This is a genomic window from Ensifer sp. D2-11 (genome assembly GCF_054161295.1).
The window spans coordinates 1,370,703-1,391,448 of sequence record NZ_CP096434.1 but is presented as its reverse complement, the minus strand read 5'-3'; the positions used below and the strand labels follow the sequence as shown (position 1 = coordinate 1,391,448).

Sequence of the window (20,746 nt, the reverse complement as noted above, 5' to 3'; positions counted from 1 at the left end):
CTCTGCAGTCGTGCGCCATTGACCGCGACACGTTGCGCGATAATTTTTCTGGCAATGGCAGGGTTGGGAAACGGCAATTGACATGCATCGAAGATAACGAACTGTAGCCTCAGGGGCTTGCTCGGGCGACACGGAACGGAAGGAAAAGGCGAGGATGCCGGACGGCGATACGACACTGCCTGCTTCATCTTCCGTCGAGGCCGACTTTTTCGCCCATTCCGACGAACTTGTCTCGCTTTATGACGAGAGTTTTCAGCTCGTCGAATGCACGCCGCGGCACAGACAAACCTATGCCGCCGATTCTCTCGTCGAGACGTCTCTTTGGCACATCTACCCGGAACTGCTGGCGCCCGGGCCGAAGTCCGCCATCGAATTCGTCGTCGCAAGTGGATTGCCGCGAACCGTCGAGATCGCCCACCCATCGACCGGGAGCCGACGCACGCTCGTCATTTTCCGCAGTGCGCGCGGCATCGGTGTCGTCGAAGCTGAAAGCAGTTCCACCTACCGCGAAACGTTCAGTCAGGGCGAGAGCGATCGTGCTCTTCTCCTGCATCAGGCGACCCATGACGTCCTCACCGGCTTGCCCAACCGGCGGCAGTTCAGCGATCAGCTGCGCGGCGCATTGCCTGTGCCGAACGGCGCCCGATTGGCGCTCATGCAGATCGATCTGGACGACTTCAAGCCGATCAACGACACGTTGGGCCACGGGGCAGGCGACGCCGTTCTCAAGATGGCGGCGGACCGGATCAGGAGCGTCCTGAGGGATCGGGAATTCGCGTACCGTCTGGCCGGCGACGAGTTCGCAGTCATTCAGTGGAGGACCGATCAGCCGAGCGAGGCCGAACGTCTGGCGGACGCACTGATCAACGCGTTCAAGGAACCGTTTACGGTCGAGGGCATCAATGTCTTCGTCGGAGCAAGCGTTGGAATTGCCGTCGCGCCGGCGGACGGCAACGAGGTCGAGCAGCTGATGAAAGCTGCTGATATCGCGCTGTATGCTGCGAAGAAGGACGGTCGGGGCCGGTCGAGTACGTTCACCCGCTCGATGCTCATCGTGCTGGAACAAAGGGAAATGTTGCGCCGAAGCCTGCGCACCGCCCTTCAGGAGGGGCAGTTCTTCCTCGAATATCAGCCATTGGTGAAGCCCTCCTCGTTGGTCGTCGGCTTCGAAGCTCTTTTGCGGTGGCGTCATCCGCTGGTCGGCATCATCCCTCCGAGTGTCTTCATTCCGATGGCGGAAGCCGACGGTCTGATGAGTGACATCGGGCGATGGCTGCTGGAGCGGGCGTGCCGGGCCGCCATGGACTGGCCGTCCCATTTCACGATCGCCGTCAATCTGTCTCCCGCCGAATTCCTCCACGAGGGGCTTACGGACCGCGTGGCCCAGACGCTCGACCTGGTCGGCATGCGCGCAGACCGCCTCGAGCTCGAAATCACCGAGTCGGTGCTTCTGGAGCGTACGATCAACAATCTCGATACGCTCAATACCTTGAACGTGTTGGGTGTGCAGATTTCGCTGGATGATTTCGGGACTTTCTATTCGTCGCTGAGCTACCTGAAGACTTTCCCCTTCGACACGATCAAGATCGACCAATACTTCATCAGGGACCTGGAAAGGGACGAGAAGAGCCAGACGATCGTGCGCTCCATCATCGCGCTCGCCCACGGCCTGGGCATGGATGTTACCGCCGAAGGAGTGGAGACCGCGGAGCAGGCAGCCTGGCTTCGGAAAGAAGGCTGCGACCGCCTTCAGGGATATTTTTTAGGGGTGCCGATGCGCGCAGAAGCGATAGCCGACTTTCTCCGCAAAACGCCGGCCATCCCTGCGGCAGGTCTTCAGCGAACATGAGCGGGTCAATGCCGGGAATTATTTCGTATAGCCTTTGAATCTCGTGGCGTTTTTGCGTAGGGAGAAAGCCGCATGCACGAAGCCGAGAACCAGCCCACGGAAGCCGCTTTCGAGCCCTTGCTCCAGTTCGAGATGGAGATGGGTGCCTTTCTTTCCGATTGGAATCATTGCGATCAGCTATCGACCTTCATGGCGCGAATGATAAGTCACAATCGCACTGATCCCGTTCGCCACTCGAATTTCTTCTCGTCCGCATTGAACGAGCTCCTCGAGGTCTCCTTCCGCAGCGGCTCGCCCGACGGCAGGATCGGTTGCGCAGTTTATCGATGGGGGCCGACCGAACGGGTGGAGCTTACTTTCCCGTGTCCGCCCGGTCAGAGGCAGTTTTATAGAGAGGCGGTGTCGAAGACCCGCGACGGCGACGCCCATGCGCGCTACCTTGATTCCATCTCCACCGATCTCGCCCCGAGTCGCGAGGCTGTTCTTCTGGACTTGTCGATCAATTTCGATGCCTACGTGCGGCTCGACGAAAGCGATCCGCCATCGATCAGGCTTGTCGTGGATCTGCCTCTTGAAGGAGTGGTGAGGTGAGTACGACAGCGTTTGCAGTTCCCTTCAAGGCGGAATTCGACCCGAACAGCCAGGAGTTCGCTCTTTCCGGGGTGGTGCGGCCGCGCTCGGCCGACGAGATCGCCGCAAGCATATCGATGCTCAAAGGCGCAATCGAAGACGTGCGGGGCGTTCTCTACATCAACGTCAAGCGCCTGGTGCAGATGAACAACACGGCCTATCACGCCTTCGCGCGCGTTCTTCTCGATGCCTGTCGCACGCGGTCGGACATTCGCTTCGTCGTCGTGACCTCGAGCGTCGTAGGCTGGACCGAGCGCATGTTCGCCCATTTGAACAAGATCGAGCCGCAAGTGACCGTCGAGGTCTACGACTCGAAGTTCTATCCCGGGCAGAGCTTCGTGGAAAACACGAGCTTCATCCCGATCCTGCGCACGCAAACGAAAATGACGTGGCGCCACGAGCGCACGATCCTCCCGCGTCACGGCCTGCGCCCGGGTATGACGATGGCAGACATATGTTGCGGCATCGGCGACTTCGCCATGCTGGTGCGGAAAGAGTTCCAGCCGGCACGCATCGTGGCGCTCGACCATTCCAAGGCGAGCCTCGCCTATGCGCGCGACGTGGCGTCCGGCTTCGGCGTAACGGATATCGAATATACCTATGGCGATGCCTCCGAGATGTTGCTCGAGGACAATCAGTTCGATTTCGTCACCTGCCGCCATTCGCTGCAGATCTTCAACCAGCCGGATGTGCTCCTGAAGGAACTCTTCCGGATCTGCAAGCCCGGCGGGCGGGTCTATATAACCAACGAGAAAAACTCGCACTGTCTCGGCGAACCGCGCGCACGGAGCATTCAATGGACCTACAACGAGGTCGCGAGGCTGTTCAGCCATTTCGAAATGGATGTGGAGTTCGGACCGAAGAGCAAGCGCTATCTTGTCGACGCGGGCTTTGACGATATCACCGTCGAATCGTTCATGGTCACCAATCTCGACGGGGACCCTCAGGACTTCGCCGATATCATCGCGGCGTGGGAGAACGTCTATGCCGGTGAAATGGCCGTCAAGCGCGGCGACCCGCCCGAGTTCATCGAACGTTTCCGCCAGGGTTTCCGGGACCACATTTTTGCCGCCCTCCACCCCAAGGGCTATGCCGGCTGGCCGATCTGGGCGGCCTCAGGGCGCAAGCCGCTATGAGCCTGCCCGGGGAAAACACCGCCCGTTTGGGCCTACGCTCCTTCCGCGCCAAGTTCGTGCTGGTCGTCGGAAGCGCGGTGCTCTTTGATCTGCTCGTCACCGGCGGTCTTGCGCTCTGGAACGTGCAGAGACTTTCCCGCGACGCGGCGGCGGAAGTCGGCCGCGGCCTGGAGGAGGCCAACCAGGACTATATCCGCTCCTATGCGGCAACCACGGCTGCCCGGGTCAACCTGCTGCTCAACCAGGTCCACTCCGATGTGGGCACATTGGCGGGCGTTCTACAGGAGCAGATCGACCGGCCGGTGAGAAAATCGCAAATCGGGGAAGCGATGGCGCGCGGCGCGCCGGGAACCGTGACGGTCGCGTACGATCAGAAAGGCGGATGGGCTCAGAACCTGCCGGGCTCTCCATCGGTCGTCAGCGTCTGGGGCTATCTTCTTGACCAGAACCACGTTCCGCTTCCCGACGTGCAGACGGACATCGAAAACAGCGCAGTTCTAGATCTTGTCGCGCCGAGCCTGCTCGCAAACGGTCAGTCGAAACTGCAGATGTATTATATTGGCCCGAAAGAGCGGCCGATATTCAGGACGGCGCCCTATACGGACCAGGCCCAGACCTTCGATAAGCTCTACCCGGGACACAATTCGGCGGAGTTCTGGTCTTTCTTTTTTCCCGGACTCTACGAATCTTGGGAACAATGGGCGCATGACCCGAAGTCACGTCCGGTGAATGGCGACATCACACAGACGGCACCCTATACCGACGCCATAACCGGCAAGCTCATCGTCAGTTTCTTCCAGCCGCTGTGGTCGCGCGACCGCAGCCGTGTGCTGGGCGCTGCCGGCACGGATATCACGCTCGACCAGCTGGCCGAGATCGTCGAGAACGTTAAGGTTGCCGAGACCGGTTTCGGCTTTCTGACGATGTCAGACGGCAACGTCGTTGCCATCAATCCGGTTGGAGAAAAGGTCATCGGCCTTCGGGCGTCGAACGCGGCCGCCAGCGGAGGTGTAACGGGTCTCGATCGCTCTCTGCGTCGCAGCGCCCAGCCGGAAATTGCGCAATTGCCCTTAGGCGAGGATGGACTGCTCAAGCATATTCTCCTTGAGGAGAACGGCGAGAGGGTACCCTATCTGGTCGTCCTGAAACAGTTGCAGCCGACCAACCTCTGGGCATCCGGCCCGGTCCGCCGTGAAGCGATGCTGCTCGGCATCGCCGTGCCGGAACGGGAAATCTACGCTTCGCTGTTTGCCGCCCAAGCCGGGATCTCGGAGGCGACCAACAGGATCTTGATTTATCAGGTCCTGGCGCTGCTCGTATCCCTGTTCTTCGTCATTGCCGCCGTGTTCGCCATATCCAAGCGGATCACCGGCGGCATAAGCGCGCTTGCTAATGCCGCCAAGCGCATCGAGGCGAAGGACTATTCGGTGCGGGTCGACATTCCGACGCGTGACGAAGTCGGCGACGCCGGCGCCGCCTTCAATCGTATGGCGGAAGAGATCAGCTTCCACACCGAGAACCTCGAGCAACTTGTTGAGGATCGGACGAAAGAGATCGAGGAGGCGAACCTCCAGATATCAGCGCTGAACCAGCAGTTGCGCAGCGAGAACCTGCGTCTCGGAGCGGAACTCGCCGTTGCCCGCCGTATCCAGATGATGGTCCTGCCGAAGGCCGGCGAGCTCGAGGAAATCGCCGAACTGGAGATCGCCGCCTATATGCGGCCCGCCGACGAGGTCGGCGGCGACTATTACGACGTGCTGAAGGACGGAAAACGGCTAAAGATCGGCATCGGCGACGTGACGGGGCATGGTCTCGAGAGCGGCGTGCTGATGCTGATGGTCCAATCCGTAGCCCGCGCCTTGCAGGAAATGGGCGAGATGGAGCCGGCGCAATTCCTCAACCGCGTTAACCGGGCGATCTACAAGAATCTCGTCAGGACCAGGACCAACAAGCATCTCTCCCTGGCATTCCTCGACTATGACGGCGCAAGGCTGACGCTTTCCGGGCAGCACGAGGAGTTGATCGTCATCAGAGATCTGGAAAGCGTGGAGCGGATCGACACTCTGGATCTCGGTCTGCCGATTGGGTTGGAGCCGGATATTTCCGCCTTTGTCGCAACGCGCGAAATCTCCTTCAGTCGCGGCGACATGATCATCCTCCATACCGATGGCGTGACGGAGGCGGAGAGCGGAACCGGCGAACTCTTCGGCATCGAAAGGCTCTGCGAAAGCGCGCGATGCCGCTATGGCAGCAGCGCCGAGGACGTCAAATCCGGCATCATCGAGGATTTGATGGCACATATCGGTACCCAGAAAATTCATGACGATATCACTCTCGTGGTGATGAGGCACAGGTGAGCGGATGACGACTTTATATGGACTGGAGGATCTTGCCGTCGGGACGGGCGAGAATTCGACGAAACTCCGTCTCTTCGACGGCCCGCTCGATCTCGGCTGGAAGCATTGCGCGATGACGTCCGATTTCGTGGCCGAGTTCGCGGCTCTGCGCTACAAAACGTCCCGCGGCCTCTACAAGGAAGTCCGGCACAATGTCGGCTATTTGACCAACGAGCTGATAGAGAACGCCGTGAAATTCCGTGCAGGCGGCGAAATCGTCGTGGAGGCGGCGATCGCCTCCAACACGTTCCGAACCAAGGTTTCCAATCTCGTCGACAAGGGCACGGCCGACAAGTTCCGCCATCTGCTTTCTGAAATAACGATAGGAGATCCGTCCGACCTTCTGATTGAGCGGATAGAGGCGAACGCAACAGGCTCGGGACCCGGCTCCGGTTCCGGCCTTGGACTTTTGACGCTCATGAGCGATTATGGTGCACACTTCGCCTGGATTTTCGGATCTGGCGAAGCGGATGGCAAGATTCCGCTGGAAACCTATGCTTCCATCGCCATCCCCGACCTCTCGAATTGACGGACAACGAAAACATGGAAATCAAGGAAAACGAATATCGCGTTTGGTCGGAGGACAAGGACATCTATTTCGACGGGACGATGCGCTTGCCGAGCACCGAAGCCTACGCCCCGATTTTCTCCCTCGTTATGAATATGCTCGAAGCCGAGCCGGAGCGCATGACCGTCGATCTCACGGGGCTGCAGTTCCTCAATTCCTCCGGGATCAACCTGCTTGCGAAGCTCACCATCGAAGCGCGCAAGCGGCCGAACATTCAGTTTACCGTTCGCGGAAGCTCCGAGTTCCCCTGGCAGACGAAGTCCCTGCCGAACCTCAAGAAACTCCACCCGGGCGTCGATCTGAGGCTAAGCTGAAGGGCGCTCCCAAAGTTCGAAGGCGCGCTGAAGGCATCACGGATATTGCACGCCGTTTGTCGCCGTGTAGATGGAATAGAGCGACTGGGTGGCCGTAATGAAGAGGCGGTTCTTCTTGGGGCCGCCGAAGGTGAGGTTCGACACAGTCTGCGGCACGAGGATCTTGCCGAGTAAGGTGCCGTCCGTGTCAAAGCAATGCACTCCGTCGGCAGCACTGCACCAAAGATTTCCCGCTACGTCGAAACGGAAGCCGTCCGGATTGCCGTTGTCGATGGAACAGAAATAGCGGCCGTTTGCGAGGACGTCGTCAGCGGCGACGTCGAAAACGCGGATATGGCTCGGAAATTCGTGCTTTGCAGATCCCGAGTCGGCAATATAAAGCCGCGCCTCGTCCGGCGAGAAGGCGAGCCCGTTCGGCTGGATGAAATCGCGGACGACGGCCTTGATTGCGCCGGATAGAGGGTCGATGCGGTAGACGTTGCGTGTCGGCTGTTCCGGTTCCGCTTTGTGGCCCTCATAGTCCGATATGATGCCGTAGGTTGGATCGGTAAACCAGATTGAGCCGTCGGAGTGCACCACGGCGTCGTTCGGCGAATTGAGCCGCTTTCCTTCATAACTGTCGGCGAGCACGGTGATGCGGCCGTCATGTTCTGTGCGCGTCACGCGCCGGCCGCCGTGCTCGCAGGAGATAAGGCGGCCCTGGCGGTCGCGCGTGTTGCCGTTCACGTAATTCGAGGGGGAGCGGAAGACGGAAGCGCCCCCGTGCGGCGTCCAGCGCATCATGCGTTGGTTCGGAATATCGCTCCAGATTAGGCAGTCGAGGTCGGAAAACCAGACCGGCCCTTCCGCCCAGCGGCAGCCGCGATAAAGTTCTTCGAGCGCTGCGCTGCCAACAATCAGTGAACGGAAACGTTCGTCGCGAATGTCGTAGAGCGGGCTATCTGCCAATGCTGTTCCTCCATTTCCCGAGAGCCCTTCGGCGTGAGGACGCGGGAATATCTCCGGCTGGTCCTCTGGTTGCCGCAGGGTTTCATTTATAGTTCGACTCCGGCCGAAGGGAACAGGCGATACACCCATCGCCTGCATTGATTTACCTCTCGCAGGGCGATTTGAAGGCTACTTCGCCAGCTCGCTGCGTGACGCGTTCCGTCAAGCCGCGGAACAACTCCTGAACCCAACGGGTTGTTTGGCGGAAGGGACGCATTTTGCATAACGGGAGAATGCCTGATGAAAGATCTGATCGTCAAAGGTGCCATTGTTCTGGGTCTCGGACTCGGCTGCTTTGCTGTTCCAGCAGCGGCGCAGAGCACGACCAAGAACAGCACCGTCACCGGCGCAGCCGGCGGAGCTGCTGCAGGCGCAGTCATAGGTGGCCCTGTCGGGGCTGCCGTTGGTGGCGTCGCAGGAGCAGTCGCGGGTGCGGCGCTCGATCCGCCGCCGCCGAAGGTAATCGAGTATGTCGAGGCGCAGCCGCTTCCGGCAGAGCCGGTCGTTGTTCAACAGGAGATCGTGGTCGGAAAGCCGCTGCCTCAGACTGTGGTGGTCACGCCGATCCCTGACGATACGCGCTATGCCTATGCCGTAGTCAACGAGAAGCGCGTCATCGTAGAGCCGAAGAGCCGCACGGTGGTGCAGGTCGTTCAGTAAAACACGGGCCTGAAACGCGTTCGAGCGGGAGAAACCGCGTAGGCTTTTCTCTCGCGCTCTGAACCTCAAGCTTGCCCGGCGAGTATCCTAAGCCCGCCGGGTATTCCTATAGCGCCGCGTTTTGCGTCAAAACGCCCCAAGCGGCCATTGCGCCGTCGGCGACGTTTTTCAGCGCTTCATAGCTGCCGCCATCGCGCGCGAGGATCGACATTCCATGTTGTACCGTCGCATAAAAGGTCGCGACGGCCCCGGCATCCACCCCATCGGGCAACTCGCCTCCAGCAATTGCAGCTTCCAGCCGGTGGCGTAGCTTATCGATGTTTTCCGTTCGGTGACGGGTCAACGCTTCGCAGACCGCTTCGGGAATTGCTGCCTGGTGAAGTCCTCCGAGCGCTATCAGGCAGCCGTGCGGGGTATCCGGCTGAGAGTAGGCTTCGGCTGTCGCGAGAAGGAAGCTATTGACCGCTTCCCTTGCCGTCGGCGCTGTCTCCAGCGGCGCCCAGATTTCAGTGCCGACCGTTTGGCCGTAGAGTTCCATTGCCTCAAGATAGAGCGCTTCCTTGCAGCCGAATGCGGCATAAAGGCTGGGCGCATTGATGCCCATGGCAGCGGTCAGCGCTGTGAGCGACGCGCCCTCGTATCCTCTCTCCCAAAACACCTTCATGGCGCGCATGAGGGCATCGGCACGATCGAAGCTGCGGGGGCGGCCTTTGTCGGACATAGGATCCACTCTTTTCTGTAGCGATCGATAAATATATCGCTTGACAGGTATTGGCAAGCTCGGGCAACTTTTGTGTATCGATCATTACAGAATGGAGTTTCCCGATGACATCGATCAGTTTGGCCGGAAAGACCGCTTTCGTTACCGGCGGCAGCAGGGGTATCGGCGCGGCTATCGCCAAGAGGCTTGCTCTGGAGGGGGCGGCGGTGGCGCTGACTTATGTGAATGCGGCCGAACGTGCGCAGGCAGTCGTGTCCGAGATCGAGCAGGCGGGCGGCCGCGCGGTTGCAATCCGTGCCGACAATCGCGACGCCGAAGCCATCGAGCAGGCCATTCGCGAAACTGTCGAAGCCTTGGGCGGGCTGGACATACTGGTCAACAGCGCTGGCATCTGGCACTCGGCTCCGCTGGAGGAGACGACTGTCGCCGATTTCGACGAAGTGATGGCCGTCAACTTCCGTGCGCCCTTCGTGGCCATTCGTTCGGCGTCAAGGCATCTCGGTGACGGCGGCAGGATAATCACGATCGGCAGCAACCTGGCCGAACTGGTTCCCTGGCCGGGGATCAGCCTCTATTCTGCCAGCAAGGCTGCTCTGGCCGGTTTGACGAAAGGCCTGGCTCGCGACCTTGGGCCGCGCGGGATCACCGTCAACATCGTTCATCCAGGCTCGACCAACACCGATATGAACCCGGCCGATGGCGACCATGCCGAAGCGCAACGGGAACGTATCGCCACCGGCAGCTACGGTGAACCGCAAGACATCGCCGGCCTCGTCGCCTGGTTAGCGGGGCCGCAAGGCAAGTTCGTCACCGGCGCTTCGCTGACCATCGACGGCGGTGCCAACGCTTGATCCCGGAAAGCCGCGGCCATGGTCACGGTGTCAGTAATGCATGGCGCCCGAACATGTGCCGCGGGTACGCGGCTCAACCCTCAGCCTTGAACCGATTTGAGCCAGTCGCCGATCGTGGCCCCGCGGTCCCGCTCAGGCGGCGCAACGGGCGTGGCGAGGCGTTCGGTGGCCGCGGCCTTGCGGATTTCGCGCGGACTCGCTCCGAATTCGTGGCTGAAGGCACGGGTGAAATTCGCGGCAAGGTCGAAGCCGGCCGCTTCCGCGATCTCTGCGATGGGCCTGTTGTTGGTCGGATCGCTGAGCTCCGCGTGCGCCTGCAGGAGCCGGCGTCTGCGAATATAATTGAGCACGCCGCCGCTCGGCTCGAAAAGCTGATAGAGGCGGGTTCTGGAAATGCCGAGCTCCCGGCATATGGCTTCGGGCGTGAGGTCGCCCGAGTTAAGGTTGAGATGGATATATCGGTGCGCCCGCTCCATCACTCCCATTTTCGCCTGGGAACCTCCCGCGTCCGGTCTCACCGCCGCCACGCAGGCGACGACCATGTCGCGTATCGTGCGAACGATGCGCGGCACTTCTTCCACGGTGATGTTGCCGAGGTTTTCTTCCATGCCGTTGATATAGTTGGCGAGCAGGTCGGCGAGGCTGCCGAACAAGACCGAATTGTTGGCGCCTTCGAGCTTGCCAGCATCGTCCGCAAGCAGTTCATAGGGCATGAAGAGAAGGATCGATGCGGCATCCGTCATCCGCCCACGATAGGGATAGCCGAGCGACCGGAAGAAGAACTCTCCAGGCCCCGTCTCGGTGACGCGGCGGTCGGCTTCGGTCCATGACCGGCCACTGCGAAAGAGGCCGACGTTCCAATGGTCGATCGGGCTCGAGCGCAACATCGTCTGGGAGCGCTCGAAACTATGTGCCGGCGTCACCTGTTGAACGATCAGCAAATCGCCGAGATGCCATCCGGTCAGTTCGGCCGCAAAGCCGTCCTGTTCGGACACCCCGTCGGGCAGGCGCACGTCCACGAGCGGCGCCATATGCGCCCGCCAGGATCTAAATTGCTCCTGCGGCGGCAAATCACGCGTCGAGAATCGCGAAGGTACGAGAGCCGGCGGCCTTTCGGCTGAACGGTCCTTTCGGGCTGTCGGATCGCGCGGCCAACGGCGCCGCTCCATATGGGCGGGCCAAGCAGGAACTTCGACGGGGTCATCTCCTGATCCGGAGTCCTTCGTCATGCAACTCTCCAGCGAAATGGATTGCCCGTTTGGGTGAGCCCGAACGAGCGATTACCCGGGCGGCGAATCTGTCCCACCCTGGCGCAACTCGCCCCAGGGTGGAATCGAATCGCTGAGGTACACCTGCCAGTTTCCAGTTTATACCCCGTTATATGTAGAAATGCACGGCGGGATAACAATCGGGATTGGGTGATAATGACAATCCCCATCCGCTGATTGTATTAAATACCCACAGTTGTTCAAAGCATTGCCGAAAAGTAATGAAGGTAGTTTCGAACGTTAAAGTTTCGATCACCAATTTATTGTGCCTGCTGTGGATGAATTTTAGAAGTTAGCAGATAGTGTGAGGAATATTCCGTGAACTATTTCAGAAATGACTTCAGGGGAACTCTCTTCGGAACGAATGAAGCTACTGAGTCACTGCGGCGCCGAAGCCTCAAAAAGAGAATACTTGTTACCGGCGGTGCCGGCTTTCTGGGCTCGCATCTTTGCGAGCTGCTTCTCGGCGCCGGGCACGAGGTCATTTGCCTCGATAACTTCTCGACGGGCCTGAGGCGCAATATCGCGCCCCTCAAGCGCTTCGATACCTTCCGCGTCATCGCCCACGACGTCGTTGAGCCCATCGACCTCGAGGTCGACGAGATCTATAACCTCGCCTGCCCGGCATCGCCGCCGCATTACCAGGCAGACCCGATCCAGACGACGAAAACCTGCGTGATCGGCTCGCTCAACCTCCTCGATCTGGCTGCTCGTCGTGGCGCACGCATCTTCCAGGCGTCTACATCGGAAATCTACGGCGACCCGCATGTCCACCCGCAGGTGGAAAGCTACTGGGGCAACGTCAATCCCTTCGGCCCGCGCTCCTGCTACGACGAGGGCAAGCGTTGCGCAGAGACCCTGTTCTTTGACTTCCACAAGTCCCATGGGGTCGAAATCAAGATCGTCCGTATCTTCAACACCTACGGCCCGCGGATGCGACCGGATGACGGCCGTGTCGTTTCCAACTTCATCGTCCAGGCCTTGAAGGGTGAGGACATCACGATTTACGGTGACGGCTCCCAGACCCGTTCCTTCTGTTTCGTCGACGACCTGATCGACGGCTTCGTGCGCCTGATGGCATCGCCGCCGTCGCTTACCGGGCCGGTCAATCTCGGCAATCCGGCAGAGTTCACGATCGGCGAACTCGCCGAAGAGGTGATCCGGTTGACCGGCTCGCGCTCGAAGATCGTCCGGCGGCCCCTGCCTGTCGACGATCCCCGCCAGCGCCGTCCCGACATCTCGCTCGCGACGGAAGAGCTCGGTTGGCGTCCGAAGGTCAATCTGGCCGAAGGCCTTGCGCACACGATCCGTTATTTCGACGACCTTCTCTCCCGGTCGATCCGGGAAAGTGCGGAGCTGGTCTGATGGTTGCGCCACGTATCCTCGTCACCGGTGGCGCCGGCTATATCGGCAGTCACACCGCAAAGCTACTGCGCCTGGAGGGTATCGAGCCCGTCGTCTACGACAATCTGACGACCGGGAACCGTTCCGCCGTGCGCTGGGGACCATTCATTCAGGGAGATATCCTGGACGGGAGGCACCTGATCGAAGTCATCGAGGCCCACCAGCCGGATGCCGTCATCCACTTTGCCGCATCCGCCTATGTTGGCGAATCCGTCGCCGATCCCGCGAAATACTACAACAACAACGTCCGCGGCACGCTCTCGCTCCTTGACGCCTGCCGCCAGACGGGCGTCGACAAAGTGATCTTCTCATCGAGCTGCGCCACCTATGGCGCACCGGCCGCGCTGCCGATCGACGAAGCGACGCCACAGGCACCGATCAACCCCTATGGCAAGACGAAACTGATGGCCGAGCACATGCTCGCCGACTATGCGGCCGCCTTTGCGCTGAATTATGTCTCGCTGCGCTATTTCAACGCATGTGGCGCTGATCCTGAGGGTGACCTTGGCGAATGGCACGACCCGGAAACGCACCTCATTCCGCGGGCTCTGATGGCCGCGGCAGGCAGCATTCCGCATCTGGAGATTTTCGGCGAGGACTACGATACCCCGGACGGAACGTGCGTGCGCGACTATATCCACGTAGCCGATCTTGCGAGCGCCCATGTGCTGGCATACCGGCATCTCGCCAAGGGCGGCGGGAACCTCGCGCTCAACCTCGGTACCGGCCGCGGCTTCTCAATAAAGGAAGTCCTGCGAACGATCGGCGAAATTACCGGGCATCACGTCCCGGTCGTGTTTCGCCGGCGTCGTGCCGGAGATCCGCCGGCTCTCTATGCGGATGCCGGGCTTGCTTGCCGGACACTCGGCTTCCTGCCGCGATATTCCGATCTCGAGACGATCGTGCGAACGGCGGCCCCGTTCTTCGGGCTGGAGGTGCGGTCATGACCGTCCTTTCCACCAATGAGCCGACGCGCATTTCCAAGGACGGCGAGCCGCGGCTCGTACCTGTGCTCACGCGCGGACGCCGGATGGAATTTCTGCTCGGCGCCGGGCTTTGGGTCGCGGCGCTCGTCCATTTCTGGGCCTGGTGGCTGGAGCCGCGCCATCACGTGGACGCCTTGGGCAGCACCATCGTGACCGCGGTCCTTGCCTGGGTCACCCTGCTGCCGGCCTATTTCATTGCCGTCTTCCATGGCGCGTTGAAACCAAACGGACCATTGCGGCTCCCGGCCGGCAGTCGCATCGCCATGGTAGTCACCAAGGCTCCGTCGGAACCGTTTTCGATCGTGGCTGAGACATTGGAGGCAATGCTTGCGCAGGAGGTGCCGCACGACACCTGGCTTGCCGACGAGGATCCGTCTGAGGCGACGCTCGACTGGTGCCGCAGCCATAACGTCCTCGTCTCCACCCGCAAAGGCCGGGAAGACTATCACCGGGCCACATGGCCACGGCGCACGCGCTGCAAGGAGGGCAATCTCGCCTTCTTCTACGATCACTACGGCTATGATCGGTATGACTTCGTGGCTCAGCTCGACGCCGACCATGTCCCCGCACCCGGTTATCTTTTCGAAATGCTTCGCCCCTTTGCCGACCAGGACGTGGGTTACGTCTCGGCGCCGAGCATCTGCGACCGCAATGCTTCCGAGAGCTGGTCGGCGCGCGGTCGGCTCTATGCGGAGGCGAGCATGCACGGTGCTCTCCAGGCCGGATATAGTGGCGGTCTCGCGCCGCTCTGCATCGGCTCTCACTACGCGGTGCGCACGGCGGCACTCAAGGAGATCGGCGGGCTCGGTCCGGAGCTTGCAGAAGACCATTCGACGACATTGATGATGAATGCGGGAGGCTGGCGCGGCATTCACGCGCTCGACGCGATCGCCCATGGCGACGGACCGCGCACCTTTGCCGACCTGGTGACCCAGGAGTTCCAGTGGTCGCGTAGTCTCGTCATGCTCCTGCTGAAGTATTCGCCGCGTCTCGTTGGCCGGCTGCCGCTGCGGCTGAAGTTCCAGTTCCTCTTCTCGCAGCTCTGGTATCCGCTCTTCGCGTGCTTCATGGCGCTGATGTTTGCAATGCCGATCGTCGCCCTTGCACGCGGCGAGACCTTTGTCGCTGTGACTTATCCGGAGTTTCTGGCCTATTTCGCGCCGCTTTCGGTCATCCTCGTCCTCCTGGCCTATCGCTGGCGTGCAACCGGCGCCTTTCGGCCTTACGACGCGAAGATCCTAAGCTGGGAGTGCATGCTCTTCCTCTTTGCGCGCTGGCCGTGGGCACTTGCCGGTACGCTTGCCGCCCTGCGCGACTGGCTCACCGGGTCCTTCGTAGATTTTCGTGTCACGCCGAAGGGATCATCCGAGGTCGACCCGCTGCCCCTGCGGGTGCTCGCGCCCTACTTCTTCCTGGCGGTTGCGGCCGTCCTGCCGGTCCTGTTCGTCGAAGATGCCGCGAAGGCCAAGGGGTTCTACCTCTTCGCGATCCTCAATGCGGCAATTTACTGCCTGCTTCTAATGGTCATCGTCCTGCGGCATTCGAGAGAAAACGCCGTTGGCACCGCGTCCCGTTTCTATCGTCCCACAATAGCGGCTGGGCTCCTGGCGGTCGTCGCGCTGCCTGGCATTGCGACTGCCGAACACGGGAAAGACGGGCTCGAGGCGCTCGCATGGGGCAGTGGGCGCCTGCGCATCTTCGAGGAGCGTTATGCGGTAGCCGGAGCCGGGCAGGGCGGTACGGCATTGCGCAAGATCGTCTTCCGTCCCCGCTGGATTTCCGCCCCGGCGGAACAGCGGGACGGCAATTCAGAGAGGGGATAGGAACATGAGAGTGAAAGTCCCATTCTTCGGGAGAGAGGGCCGCGGCACCCGACATGCGCTGCTCGGCAGGCACTTCGTCCTTGGCATCTTGCCGGCCGCCCTATTCCTCTGGAATTCACCGGCGTCCGCGGAAGTTGCCGTTCCCGAAAACGCCCGCACCATGACGGGCGTGGAGCTCTACATGATCTTCCAGGGCAAGACCTGGACATGGGAGAGCGGCGCCGGCCGGATGGAGAGTGAAGACCGTGCGTTCCGGGCCTGGTCGCAATCGGCCACGGGGGAGAGCTGGGCAGAAGGCCGCTGGAGCGTGAATGACCGCGGCCAACTCTGCCTGACGGCCGTGTGGCACAGCCAGGGTGCCGCCGCCCGCGACAAGACCTGCTTCAGCCACCGCACGCTCGATGGAACCATCTACCAGAAGAGGGAGCCGTCCGGCGACTGGTACGTCTTCAAACATGCCAAGGTGAAGGCAGGCGACGAGTTCAACCGGCTGGTCAGGGAGGATCTGGTCGCCGCCAAGCTCGCAGCCGTCAAGGAGCGTCTCGAGGGCCAAGTGAAAGAAACAAAGAATAGCGTTGGCCGGCAAGCCGGGATGAACGCGGTTGGAGGTGTTCAATGAACAGGAAATCAAAGGCCATTACCTTCGCATCTCTCGGCCTGTTGCTGTCGGGTACCGTGCTCGCGGCCAATATGCCGCGGGGTATCCCCGAACCGAATTCGCCGACGATGGCGACACCATCGGACAAGCGACCCGTACTGACGGAGAACTCGATCGATTTCGGCGCTTACGACCCCCACGGCGACTTCGGCACGCCGGGCAGCTCGAAGATCGAGCATCTCTTCCTGCCCTGGGAAGACGTCGATCTGTCGACGCTGACGCTTGCCGACGACTATGCCCAAGCGCGCGGCCGCTCGCTCATGATCACCATCGAACCCTGGTCATGGTCGCCCGAGTGGCGCGTGACCGAAGGGGAGCTCCTGCGTTCGATCCTGAGCGGCGAACGCGACGAGAACATGGCCCAGGTCTGTTCCGCTGCCGCTACCCTCAAGAGTCCCGTGATCATCCGCTGGGGCCAGGAAATGGACGAAACCGACAACCAGTTTTCCTGGTCCCATTGGCGGGGCGAGGACTTCAAGGCAGCCTATCGCCGCGTGGTGAACGTCTGCCGCAGCCACCTGAAGCACGCGAAGTTCATGTGGTCGCCCAAAGGTAACGAGGGGCTCGAAGCCTTCTATCCGGGTGACGATGTCGTCGACATCGTCGGGCTTTCGGTATTCGGTTACCAGCCCTACGACCGGGGCACGACCGGCCGCGATCAGACATTCGCGGAGCGGCTGGCGCCCGGATACGGCCGGGTGATGAACTACGGCAAGCCGATCATGGTCGCCGAGCTCGGCTACGAGGGCGATGGCTCCTATGTAGCTAGCTGGGTGGCAACGGTCGCCGAGCGCCACGCCGAATTCCCGCAGCTGACAGCCGTGGTCTATTTCAACGATCGCGAAATTTATGACTGGCCGCAGGGCTACGGCCGCCCCGATTGGCGGGTCGTCCGCGATACCATTAGCGGGCAAGCGCCCGATGGAGGCATGTGATGAAATCGATATATCGAGGGATACCTTTGGCCATCGCGATGGCCGCCAGCATAGTCGCTGCTTCGTTCGCCGAGGCCGCCACTGCGCGTGCCGAGAGGAAGACCACTCCCCTGACGCACGCGGAACTGTACCAACTCTACGGCCAGAAATCCTGGATATGGAAAGAGGGCGCAGGTTATTTCTCGGTGCAGGCACGTCGCTTCACCGCCTGGTCCAAGGAGAACGGCAAACCGTCCTACGGGGTCGGCCGCTGGTTCATCACCGGACCCGGGAAGCTCTGCTTCCGTGCCGAATGGCATGCCAGGGGTGGCTCGGCGCCGGCGACGACCTGTTTCAGCCATGCCAAACGGGGTGGCGTGATCTATCAAAGGCGCGAGCCGGACGGCGCCTGGTACGTCTTCAAGAACGCACGGGTGAGGCCAGATGACGAGTTCACCAAGCTTCGACGCGGCAATTATGTGGGCGCGAGCCTGAACCGCATCGAGGCGAGACTCGGCCGGGTCGAGTAACCCCGGCCGGGAAGGGGTTGCGCGGCTGGCCGGTGTCAGCAGTTCAAACTGGCTCCGCAGATGAGCCCGGCGTCGAAAGGCCCGCAACCCCGCCCCACGCTTTTCCGGACCCGCTCAGCGAAGGAAACAGCGCGAGGTGCTGCCGAAGCCGCTGGGCGTGCAGACATAGGGAGCCCGCCCGAGAAAGGCCGAGCGCACCAATTTGGGCGCTTTTTGCTTTACGGCTTGCTTGCCCGGTGCGGGCTTTCTTTCAGGCAAGGGGTAGCCGACTTCCCGCGTGATTGACGAGGTCGTCTCCTGACTGACCGTCGAAGAACAGCCCCAGGTGGCCACGGCGAGCATGACCGCAAGGGTGCTGCGGGCGACGGTTTTGCGGGCTTCGAACAGTCCGCATAATGCTTTCGACTTTACCTTCACAATCGGAACTCCCCGTTTTTGCTTGTGAAGGAAGGTTAGCCGAAAGCATTTAATTCAGGGTCGAGGAAAAGCCGACAATTCGCCGGGATTGCGTATCAGGCGCTTAACCATTCGGGCACTCACGGCGGCCCGGAAGCTGCCGCGCCGCGCCTCAATTTTCGACCTTGTTGCTGAAATGCGCGTTGCCGAGGCCCGTCCCGATCGTCAGGATCCCCCAGCTCGATGCATGATGCACGAAGGGTATCTGCGACAGACCTTGCACGACCGCGTCGTTGTGCATGATCACGAAGGTCTCGTGATCGCCGATTTGCGGAATGGCGTCCTTGAGCGCGGCAGGCAGGTTGAAATGTTCGCTTTCCCAGTTGCCGCCCGGCAGGTTCTGGCCGCCGCGAAGGATCGAGCCATCTTCGTTGATCACACCGGGGCAGGCCACGCCGATGACCGGCGCCGGCGCGAGGTCCGCCTTGTCCGCCTTGGCTATAAGCTTCTCGATCATGCCGATGAGCCCCTCGATGGTCGTGCTTCTGTTGGGCTTGTCATCCGCATGTCGCCAGATATCCGATTTCCAGACCTTGGCCTTGGAGAGATCGGTTTCATCCTTCAGGTGCAGCTCGACTATGCCCACGCGGATATTGGTGCCGCCAATGTCGATGGCGAGGATCGCCTTGTGTCCCTTCAGCATCCAGGCAGGCATGAGATGCGCGGCACCGACAAGTCCCGCATCATCCGGATGGTGAACGATGGGGGAGAGTTCGATCTTGATGCCTTCAGCCTTCAGCAGCACCATTGCCCGGGCAATGGCCAATTCACCTACTGCGCTTCCCCGAAAGCCTCCGCCGATTACCACGCGTTCCGTATTCTTCCAGTTCTTTTGTTGCAGGAACCGTTCGAGAACGCTGGCGAGCTCGCCGGCGAAATCGTCGACCGCACCCATGATCAGGGCGGCCGCCTCCTTGTCGTCGCCGCGCAGAAGGGCATCGACTTGCTTTTTGGACAGATCCTGCGTCAAGGACTGCCCCAGCGGATCGTCGCCACCTTTGCGCACGCGTTTGCGCCAGGCGTCGAGCTTCTCCTGGAAGGCAAATTTGTTGGCCCTGTCGCCAAGGAAGCCGTCGCCGTCACGCAGCTCCAGATTATAATCGTCGACCGTCACCGACGGCAGATTGCTGGCGCCATGAATGAGCGGGACGCCGTTTCGTTTTTCGTTCGCGGATCTGCCCACGCAACCTCCCGAGTGACGCCTCGCCTGGACTTGCCGAATAGCTGAGTACCTTACAACGTAGCGGGCGGTGCGATGTTCCCGTCCGCGACTTTCTAAACGCGCATGACGATCTGCGGGAGCGCGTCGCTTCGGCAACATTGTTGACGCGGGCAGCCATGATTGCGACAACGCATTCATGCAGACACCGATCAATATCGACCCGGAATATCTCACCAGCCGGCTGAAAGCTCTGCTCGACATTGCGAGCCCGACCGGTTTCACCGACGAGGCAGTGCGCTACACGGCGCGTGAGCTCGAGCGTCTCGGCCTGGAAGTCAAGCTGACCCGCCGAGGTGCGATCCGCGCTCTGCGGCCGGGGGCTGCCGAGCGGCCTGCCCGCGGGATCGTCTCGCACCTGGACACCCTGGGTGCGCAGGTGAAGGCTCTGAAGGAAAACGGCCGCCTCGAACTGGTATCGATCGGGCACTGGTCGGCACGGTTCGCGGAGGGGGCTCGCGCCTCTATCTTTTCCGGCAAGGGCACCTATCGCGGCTCAATTCTCCCGCTGAAAGCCTCCGGTCACACCTTCAACGAGGAGGTCGATACGCAACCGACGGGCTGGCGCCATATCGAGCTGCGCGTCGATGCGCTCGCCCGTGACCGCAACGACCTGGTGCAGCTCGGAATAGACATCGGCGACATCGTCGCCATTGATCCGCAGCCGGAATTCCTCGAGAACGGGTTCATCGTTTCGCGGCATCTCGACGACAAGGCGGGGGTCGCCATCATGCTTGCGGCGCTTGAGGCCATGCAGCGTGAGAAGGTGGACACGCCGGTCGACACCTACTGGCTCTTCACCATCGGCGAGGAAGTGGGCGTAGGCGCGTCAGCGGCAATCGTACCGGAAATCGCCTCGCTGGTGGCGATAGACAACGGCACGACCGCGCCGGGCCAGAATTCGGACGAGTTCGGCGTGACTCTCGCAATGGCGGACCAGACGGGACCTTTCGACTATCACCTTTCAAAAAAGCTTTACGAGCTTTGCGGCGAGCATGGCATCCGCGTCCAGAAGGACGTCTTCCGCTACTACCGTTCCGATGCCGCTTCCGCGGTCGAGGCGGGGCACGACGTCCGCACGGCGCTTCTCACTTTCGGCGTCGACGCGTCGCACGGCTATGAGCGTATCCACCTCCACGCGCTGATGTCCGTTGCGAAGCTCGCGGTGTATCACGCGGCAAGCGAGGTCCAGATCGAGCGCGACGCCGAGGAGGTCTCCGGCCTTCGGGGCTTTACCCGGCAGAAGGTACGACAGGCCGAGCAGGATTTGAAGGCGGACGAGCCGGACGTATCCTGAGGCGCCTTGCTTTCAATCGGACGCGCTGCCGAATCCGACTTCCCTTCATCCGCCTGCTGATCCGACCGGCAGGCCGAAT

20 protein-coding genes are annotated in these 20,746 nt (G+C 61.1%); 15 read left to right on the top strand and 5 right to left on the bottom strand.

The window, feature by feature from the left end:
• The first annotated feature begins 154 nt into the window (after positions 1-154).
• The 6 genes from M1D34_RS23610 to M1D34_RS23585 all read left to right on the top strand — a co-directional run bounded on the left by M1D34_RS23610 (position 155) and on the right by M1D34_RS23585 (position 6,893).
• Positions 155-1,849 carry a putative bifunctional diguanylate cyclase/phosphodiesterase gene (locus tag M1D34_RS23610; protein WP_498782516.1) on the top strand — a complete coding sequence of 565 codons (1,695 nt, stop codon included), beginning with the start codon at positions 155-157 and terminating at the stop codon, positions 1,847-1,849.
• A 72-nt stretch (positions 1,850-1,921) separates the two neighbouring features.
• A complete protein-coding gene (locus M1D34_RS23605) occupies positions 1,922-2,440 on the top strand; it encodes a ubiquinone biosynthesis methyltransferase UbiE (RefSeq protein ID WP_498782514.1) in 519 nt (172 codons plus the stop codon).
• Positions 2,437-3,615, top strand: a complete 1,179-nt coding sequence (locus M1D34_RS23600; protein ID WP_498782512.1) for a methyltransferase domain-containing protein — start codon at positions 2,437-2,439, stop codon at positions 3,613-3,615. Before M1D34_RS23605 ends, M1D34_RS23600 begins: the two co-directional genes overlap by 4 nt.
• Positions 3,612-5,972: a SpoIIE family protein phosphatase gene (locus M1D34_RS23595; RefSeq protein ID WP_498782510.1), complete on the top strand. Its 2,361-nt coding sequence runs from the start codon at positions 3,612-3,614 to the stop codon at positions 5,970-5,972. Before M1D34_RS23600 ends, M1D34_RS23595 begins: the two co-directional genes overlap by 4 nt.
• Positions 5,973-5,976: 4 nt before the next feature.
• Positions 5,977-6,540: a slr1658 superfamily regulator gene (locus tag M1D34_RS23590; RefSeq protein WP_498782508.1), complete on the top strand. Its 564-nt coding sequence runs from the start codon at positions 5,977-5,979 to the stop codon at positions 6,538-6,540.
• A gap of 14 nt (positions 6,541-6,554) precedes the next feature.
• Positions 6,555-6,893, top strand: a complete 339-nt coding sequence (locus M1D34_RS23585) for a slr1659 superfamily regulator (protein ID WP_498782506.1) — start codon at positions 6,555-6,557, stop codon at positions 6,891-6,893.
• A gap of 36 nt (positions 6,894-6,929) precedes the next feature.
• On the opposite strand, the gene M1D34_RS23580 is transcribed toward M1D34_RS23585, so the two are convergent.
• A complete protein-coding gene (locus M1D34_RS23580) occupies positions 6,930-7,841 on the bottom strand; it encodes an SMP-30/gluconolactonase/LRE family protein (protein WP_498782504.1) in 912 nt (303 codons plus the stop codon).
• 279 nt (positions 7,842-8,120) lie between these two features.
• Between M1D34_RS23580 and M1D34_RS23575 the strand changes: the two genes are divergently transcribed.
• On the top strand, positions 8,121-8,540 hold the full coding sequence (locus tag M1D34_RS23575; protein ID WP_498782502.1) for a DUF1236 domain-containing protein: 420 nt from the start codon (positions 8,121-8,123) through the stop codon (positions 8,538-8,540).
• A 106-nt stretch (positions 8,541-8,646) separates the two neighbouring features.
• Here the strand turns inward: M1D34_RS23575 and M1D34_RS23570 are convergent, their stop codons facing one another.
• Positions 8,647-9,261 (bottom strand): TetR/AcrR family transcriptional regulator, encoded by a 615-nt coding sequence (locus M1D34_RS23570; protein ID WP_498782500.1) that lies wholly within the window; start codon positions 9,259-9,261, stop codon positions 8,647-8,649.
• A 104-nt stretch (positions 9,262-9,365) separates the two neighbouring features.
• Here M1D34_RS23570 and M1D34_RS23565 point away from each other — a divergent pair, with 104 nt between their 5' ends.
• Entirely contained in the window at positions 9,366-10,112 is a 747-nt protein-coding gene (locus M1D34_RS23565; protein ID WP_498784367.1) for an SDR family NAD(P)-dependent oxidoreductase, read from the top strand.
• 80 nt (positions 10,113-10,192) lie between these two features.
• Here the strand turns inward: M1D34_RS23565 and M1D34_RS23560 are convergent, their stop codons facing one another.
• On the bottom strand, positions 10,193-11,341 hold the full coding sequence (locus M1D34_RS23560) for an AraC family transcriptional regulator (RefSeq protein ID WP_498782498.1): 1,149 nt from the start codon (positions 11,339-11,341) through the stop codon (positions 10,193-10,195).
• 357 nt (positions 11,342-11,698) lie between these two features.
• Here M1D34_RS23560 and M1D34_RS23555 point away from each other — a divergent pair, with 357 nt between their 5' ends.
• Genes M1D34_RS23555 through M1D34_RS23530 form a run of 6 tightly spaced genes read left to right on the top strand, consistent with a single transcriptional unit; the run spans position 11,699 to position 17,695 of the window.
• The gene (locus tag M1D34_RS23555) at positions 11,699-12,745 is read left to right on the top strand and encodes a UDP-glucuronic acid decarboxylase family protein (RefSeq protein WP_498782496.1); all 1,047 of its coding nucleotides are present in this window, start codon (positions 11,699-11,701) and stop codon (positions 12,743-12,745) included.
• Entirely contained in the window at positions 12,745-13,731 is a 987-nt protein-coding gene (gene galE / locus M1D34_RS23550; protein ID WP_498782494.1) for a UDP-glucose 4-epimerase GalE, read from the top strand. Before M1D34_RS23555 ends, galE begins: the two co-directional genes overlap by 1 nt.
• A complete protein-coding gene (locus tag M1D34_RS23545) occupies positions 13,728-15,593 on the top strand; it encodes a glycosyltransferase family 2 protein (RefSeq protein ID WP_498782492.1) in 1,866 nt (621 codons plus the stop codon). Before galE ends, M1D34_RS23545 begins: the two co-directional genes overlap by 4 nt.
• A 4-nt stretch (positions 15,594-15,597) precedes the next feature.
• Positions 15,598-16,212, top strand: a complete 615-nt coding sequence (locus tag M1D34_RS23540; RefSeq protein WP_498782490.1) for a DUF995 domain-containing protein — start codon at positions 15,598-15,600, stop codon at positions 16,210-16,212.
• Entirely contained in the window at positions 16,209-17,186 is a 978-nt protein-coding gene (locus tag M1D34_RS23535) for a glycoside hydrolase family 26 protein (protein ID WP_498782488.1), read from the top strand. Before M1D34_RS23540 ends, M1D34_RS23535 begins: the two co-directional genes overlap by 4 nt.
• Positions 17,186-17,695, top strand: coding sequence for a DUF995 domain-containing protein (locus tag M1D34_RS23530; protein ID WP_498782486.1), 510 nt, complete (start codon positions 17,186-17,188; stop codon positions 17,693-17,695). The genes M1D34_RS23535 and M1D34_RS23530 overlap by 1 nt, the downstream gene beginning before the upstream one ends.
• 114 nt (positions 17,696-17,809) lie before the next feature.
• Here the strand turns inward: M1D34_RS23530 and M1D34_RS23525 are convergent, their stop codons facing one another.
• Positions 17,810-18,112 (bottom strand): hypothetical protein, encoded by a 303-nt coding sequence (locus tag M1D34_RS23525; protein ID WP_498782484.1) that lies wholly within the window; start codon positions 18,110-18,112, stop codon positions 17,810-17,812.
• Positions 18,113-18,263: 151 nt separating this feature from the next.
• Positions 18,264-19,334, bottom strand: coding sequence for an ROK family protein (locus M1D34_RS23520; protein ID WP_498782482.1), 1,071 nt, complete (start codon positions 19,332-19,334; stop codon positions 18,264-18,266).
• Positions 19,335-19,509: 175 nt separating this feature from the next.
• Here M1D34_RS23520 and M1D34_RS23515 point away from each other — a divergent pair, with 175 nt between their 5' ends.
• Positions 19,510-20,667 (top strand): osmoprotectant NAGGN system M42 family peptidase, encoded by a 1,158-nt coding sequence (locus M1D34_RS23515; protein WP_498782480.1) that lies wholly within the window; start codon positions 19,510-19,512, stop codon positions 20,665-20,667.
• Positions 20,668-20,746 lie beyond the last annotated feature (79 nt).

Bases quoted from the DNA above. Each gene is read 5' to 3' on its own strand.
- galE (WP_498782494.1), top strand. From the start codon at position 12,745: ATGGTTGCGCCACGTATCCTCGTCACCGGTGGCGCCGGCTATATCGGC.
- M1D34_RS23545 (WP_498782492.1), top strand. From the start codon at position 13,728: ATGACCGTCCTTTCCACCAATGAGCCGACGCGCATTTCCAAGGACGGC.
- M1D34_RS23590 (WP_498782508.1), top strand. From the start codon at position 5,977: ATGACGACTTTATATGGACTGGAGGATCTTGCCGTCGGGACGGGCGAG.
- M1D34_RS23565 (WP_498784367.1), top strand. From the start codon at position 9,366: ATGACATCGATCAGTTTGGCCGGAAAGACCGCTTTCGTTACCGGCGGC.
- M1D34_RS23570 (WP_498782500.1), bottom strand. From the start codon at position 9,261: ATGTCCGACAAAGGCCGCCCCCGCAGCTTCGATCGTGCCGATGCCCTC.
- M1D34_RS23585 (WP_498782506.1), top strand. From the start codon at position 6,555: ATGGAAATCAAGGAAAACGAATATCGCGTTTGGTCGGAGGACAAGGAC.
- M1D34_RS23575 (WP_498782502.1), top strand. From the start codon at position 8,121: ATGAAAGATCTGATCGTCAAAGGTGCCATTGTTCTGGGTCTCGGACTC.
- M1D34_RS23605 (WP_498782514.1), top strand. From the start codon at position 1,922: ATGCACGAAGCCGAGAACCAGCCCACGGAAGCCGCTTTCGAGCCCTTG.
- M1D34_RS23515 (WP_498782480.1), top strand. From the start codon at position 19,510: ATGCAGACACCGATCAATATCGACCCGGAATATCTCACCAGCCGGCTG.
- M1D34_RS23595 (WP_498782510.1), top strand. From the start codon at position 3,612: ATGAGCCTGCCCGGGGAAAACACCGCCCGTTTGGGCCTACGCTCCTTC.
- M1D34_RS23535 (WP_498782488.1), top strand. From the start codon at position 16,209: ATGAACAGGAAATCAAAGGCCATTACCTTCGCATCTCTCGGCCTGTTG.
- M1D34_RS23610 (WP_498782516.1), top strand. From the start codon at position 155: ATGCCGGACGGCGATACGACACTGCCTGCTTCATCTTCCGTCGAGGCC.
- M1D34_RS23540 (WP_498782490.1), top strand. From the start codon at position 15,598: ATGAGAGTGAAAGTCCCATTCTTCGGGAGAGAGGGCCGCGGCACCCGA.
- M1D34_RS23560 (WP_498782498.1), bottom strand. From the start codon at position 11,341: ATGACGAAGGACTCCGGATCAGGAGATGACCCCGTCGAAGTTCCTGCT.
- M1D34_RS23530 (WP_498782486.1), top strand. From the start codon at position 17,186: ATGAAATCGATATATCGAGGGATACCTTTGGCCATCGCGATGGCCGCC.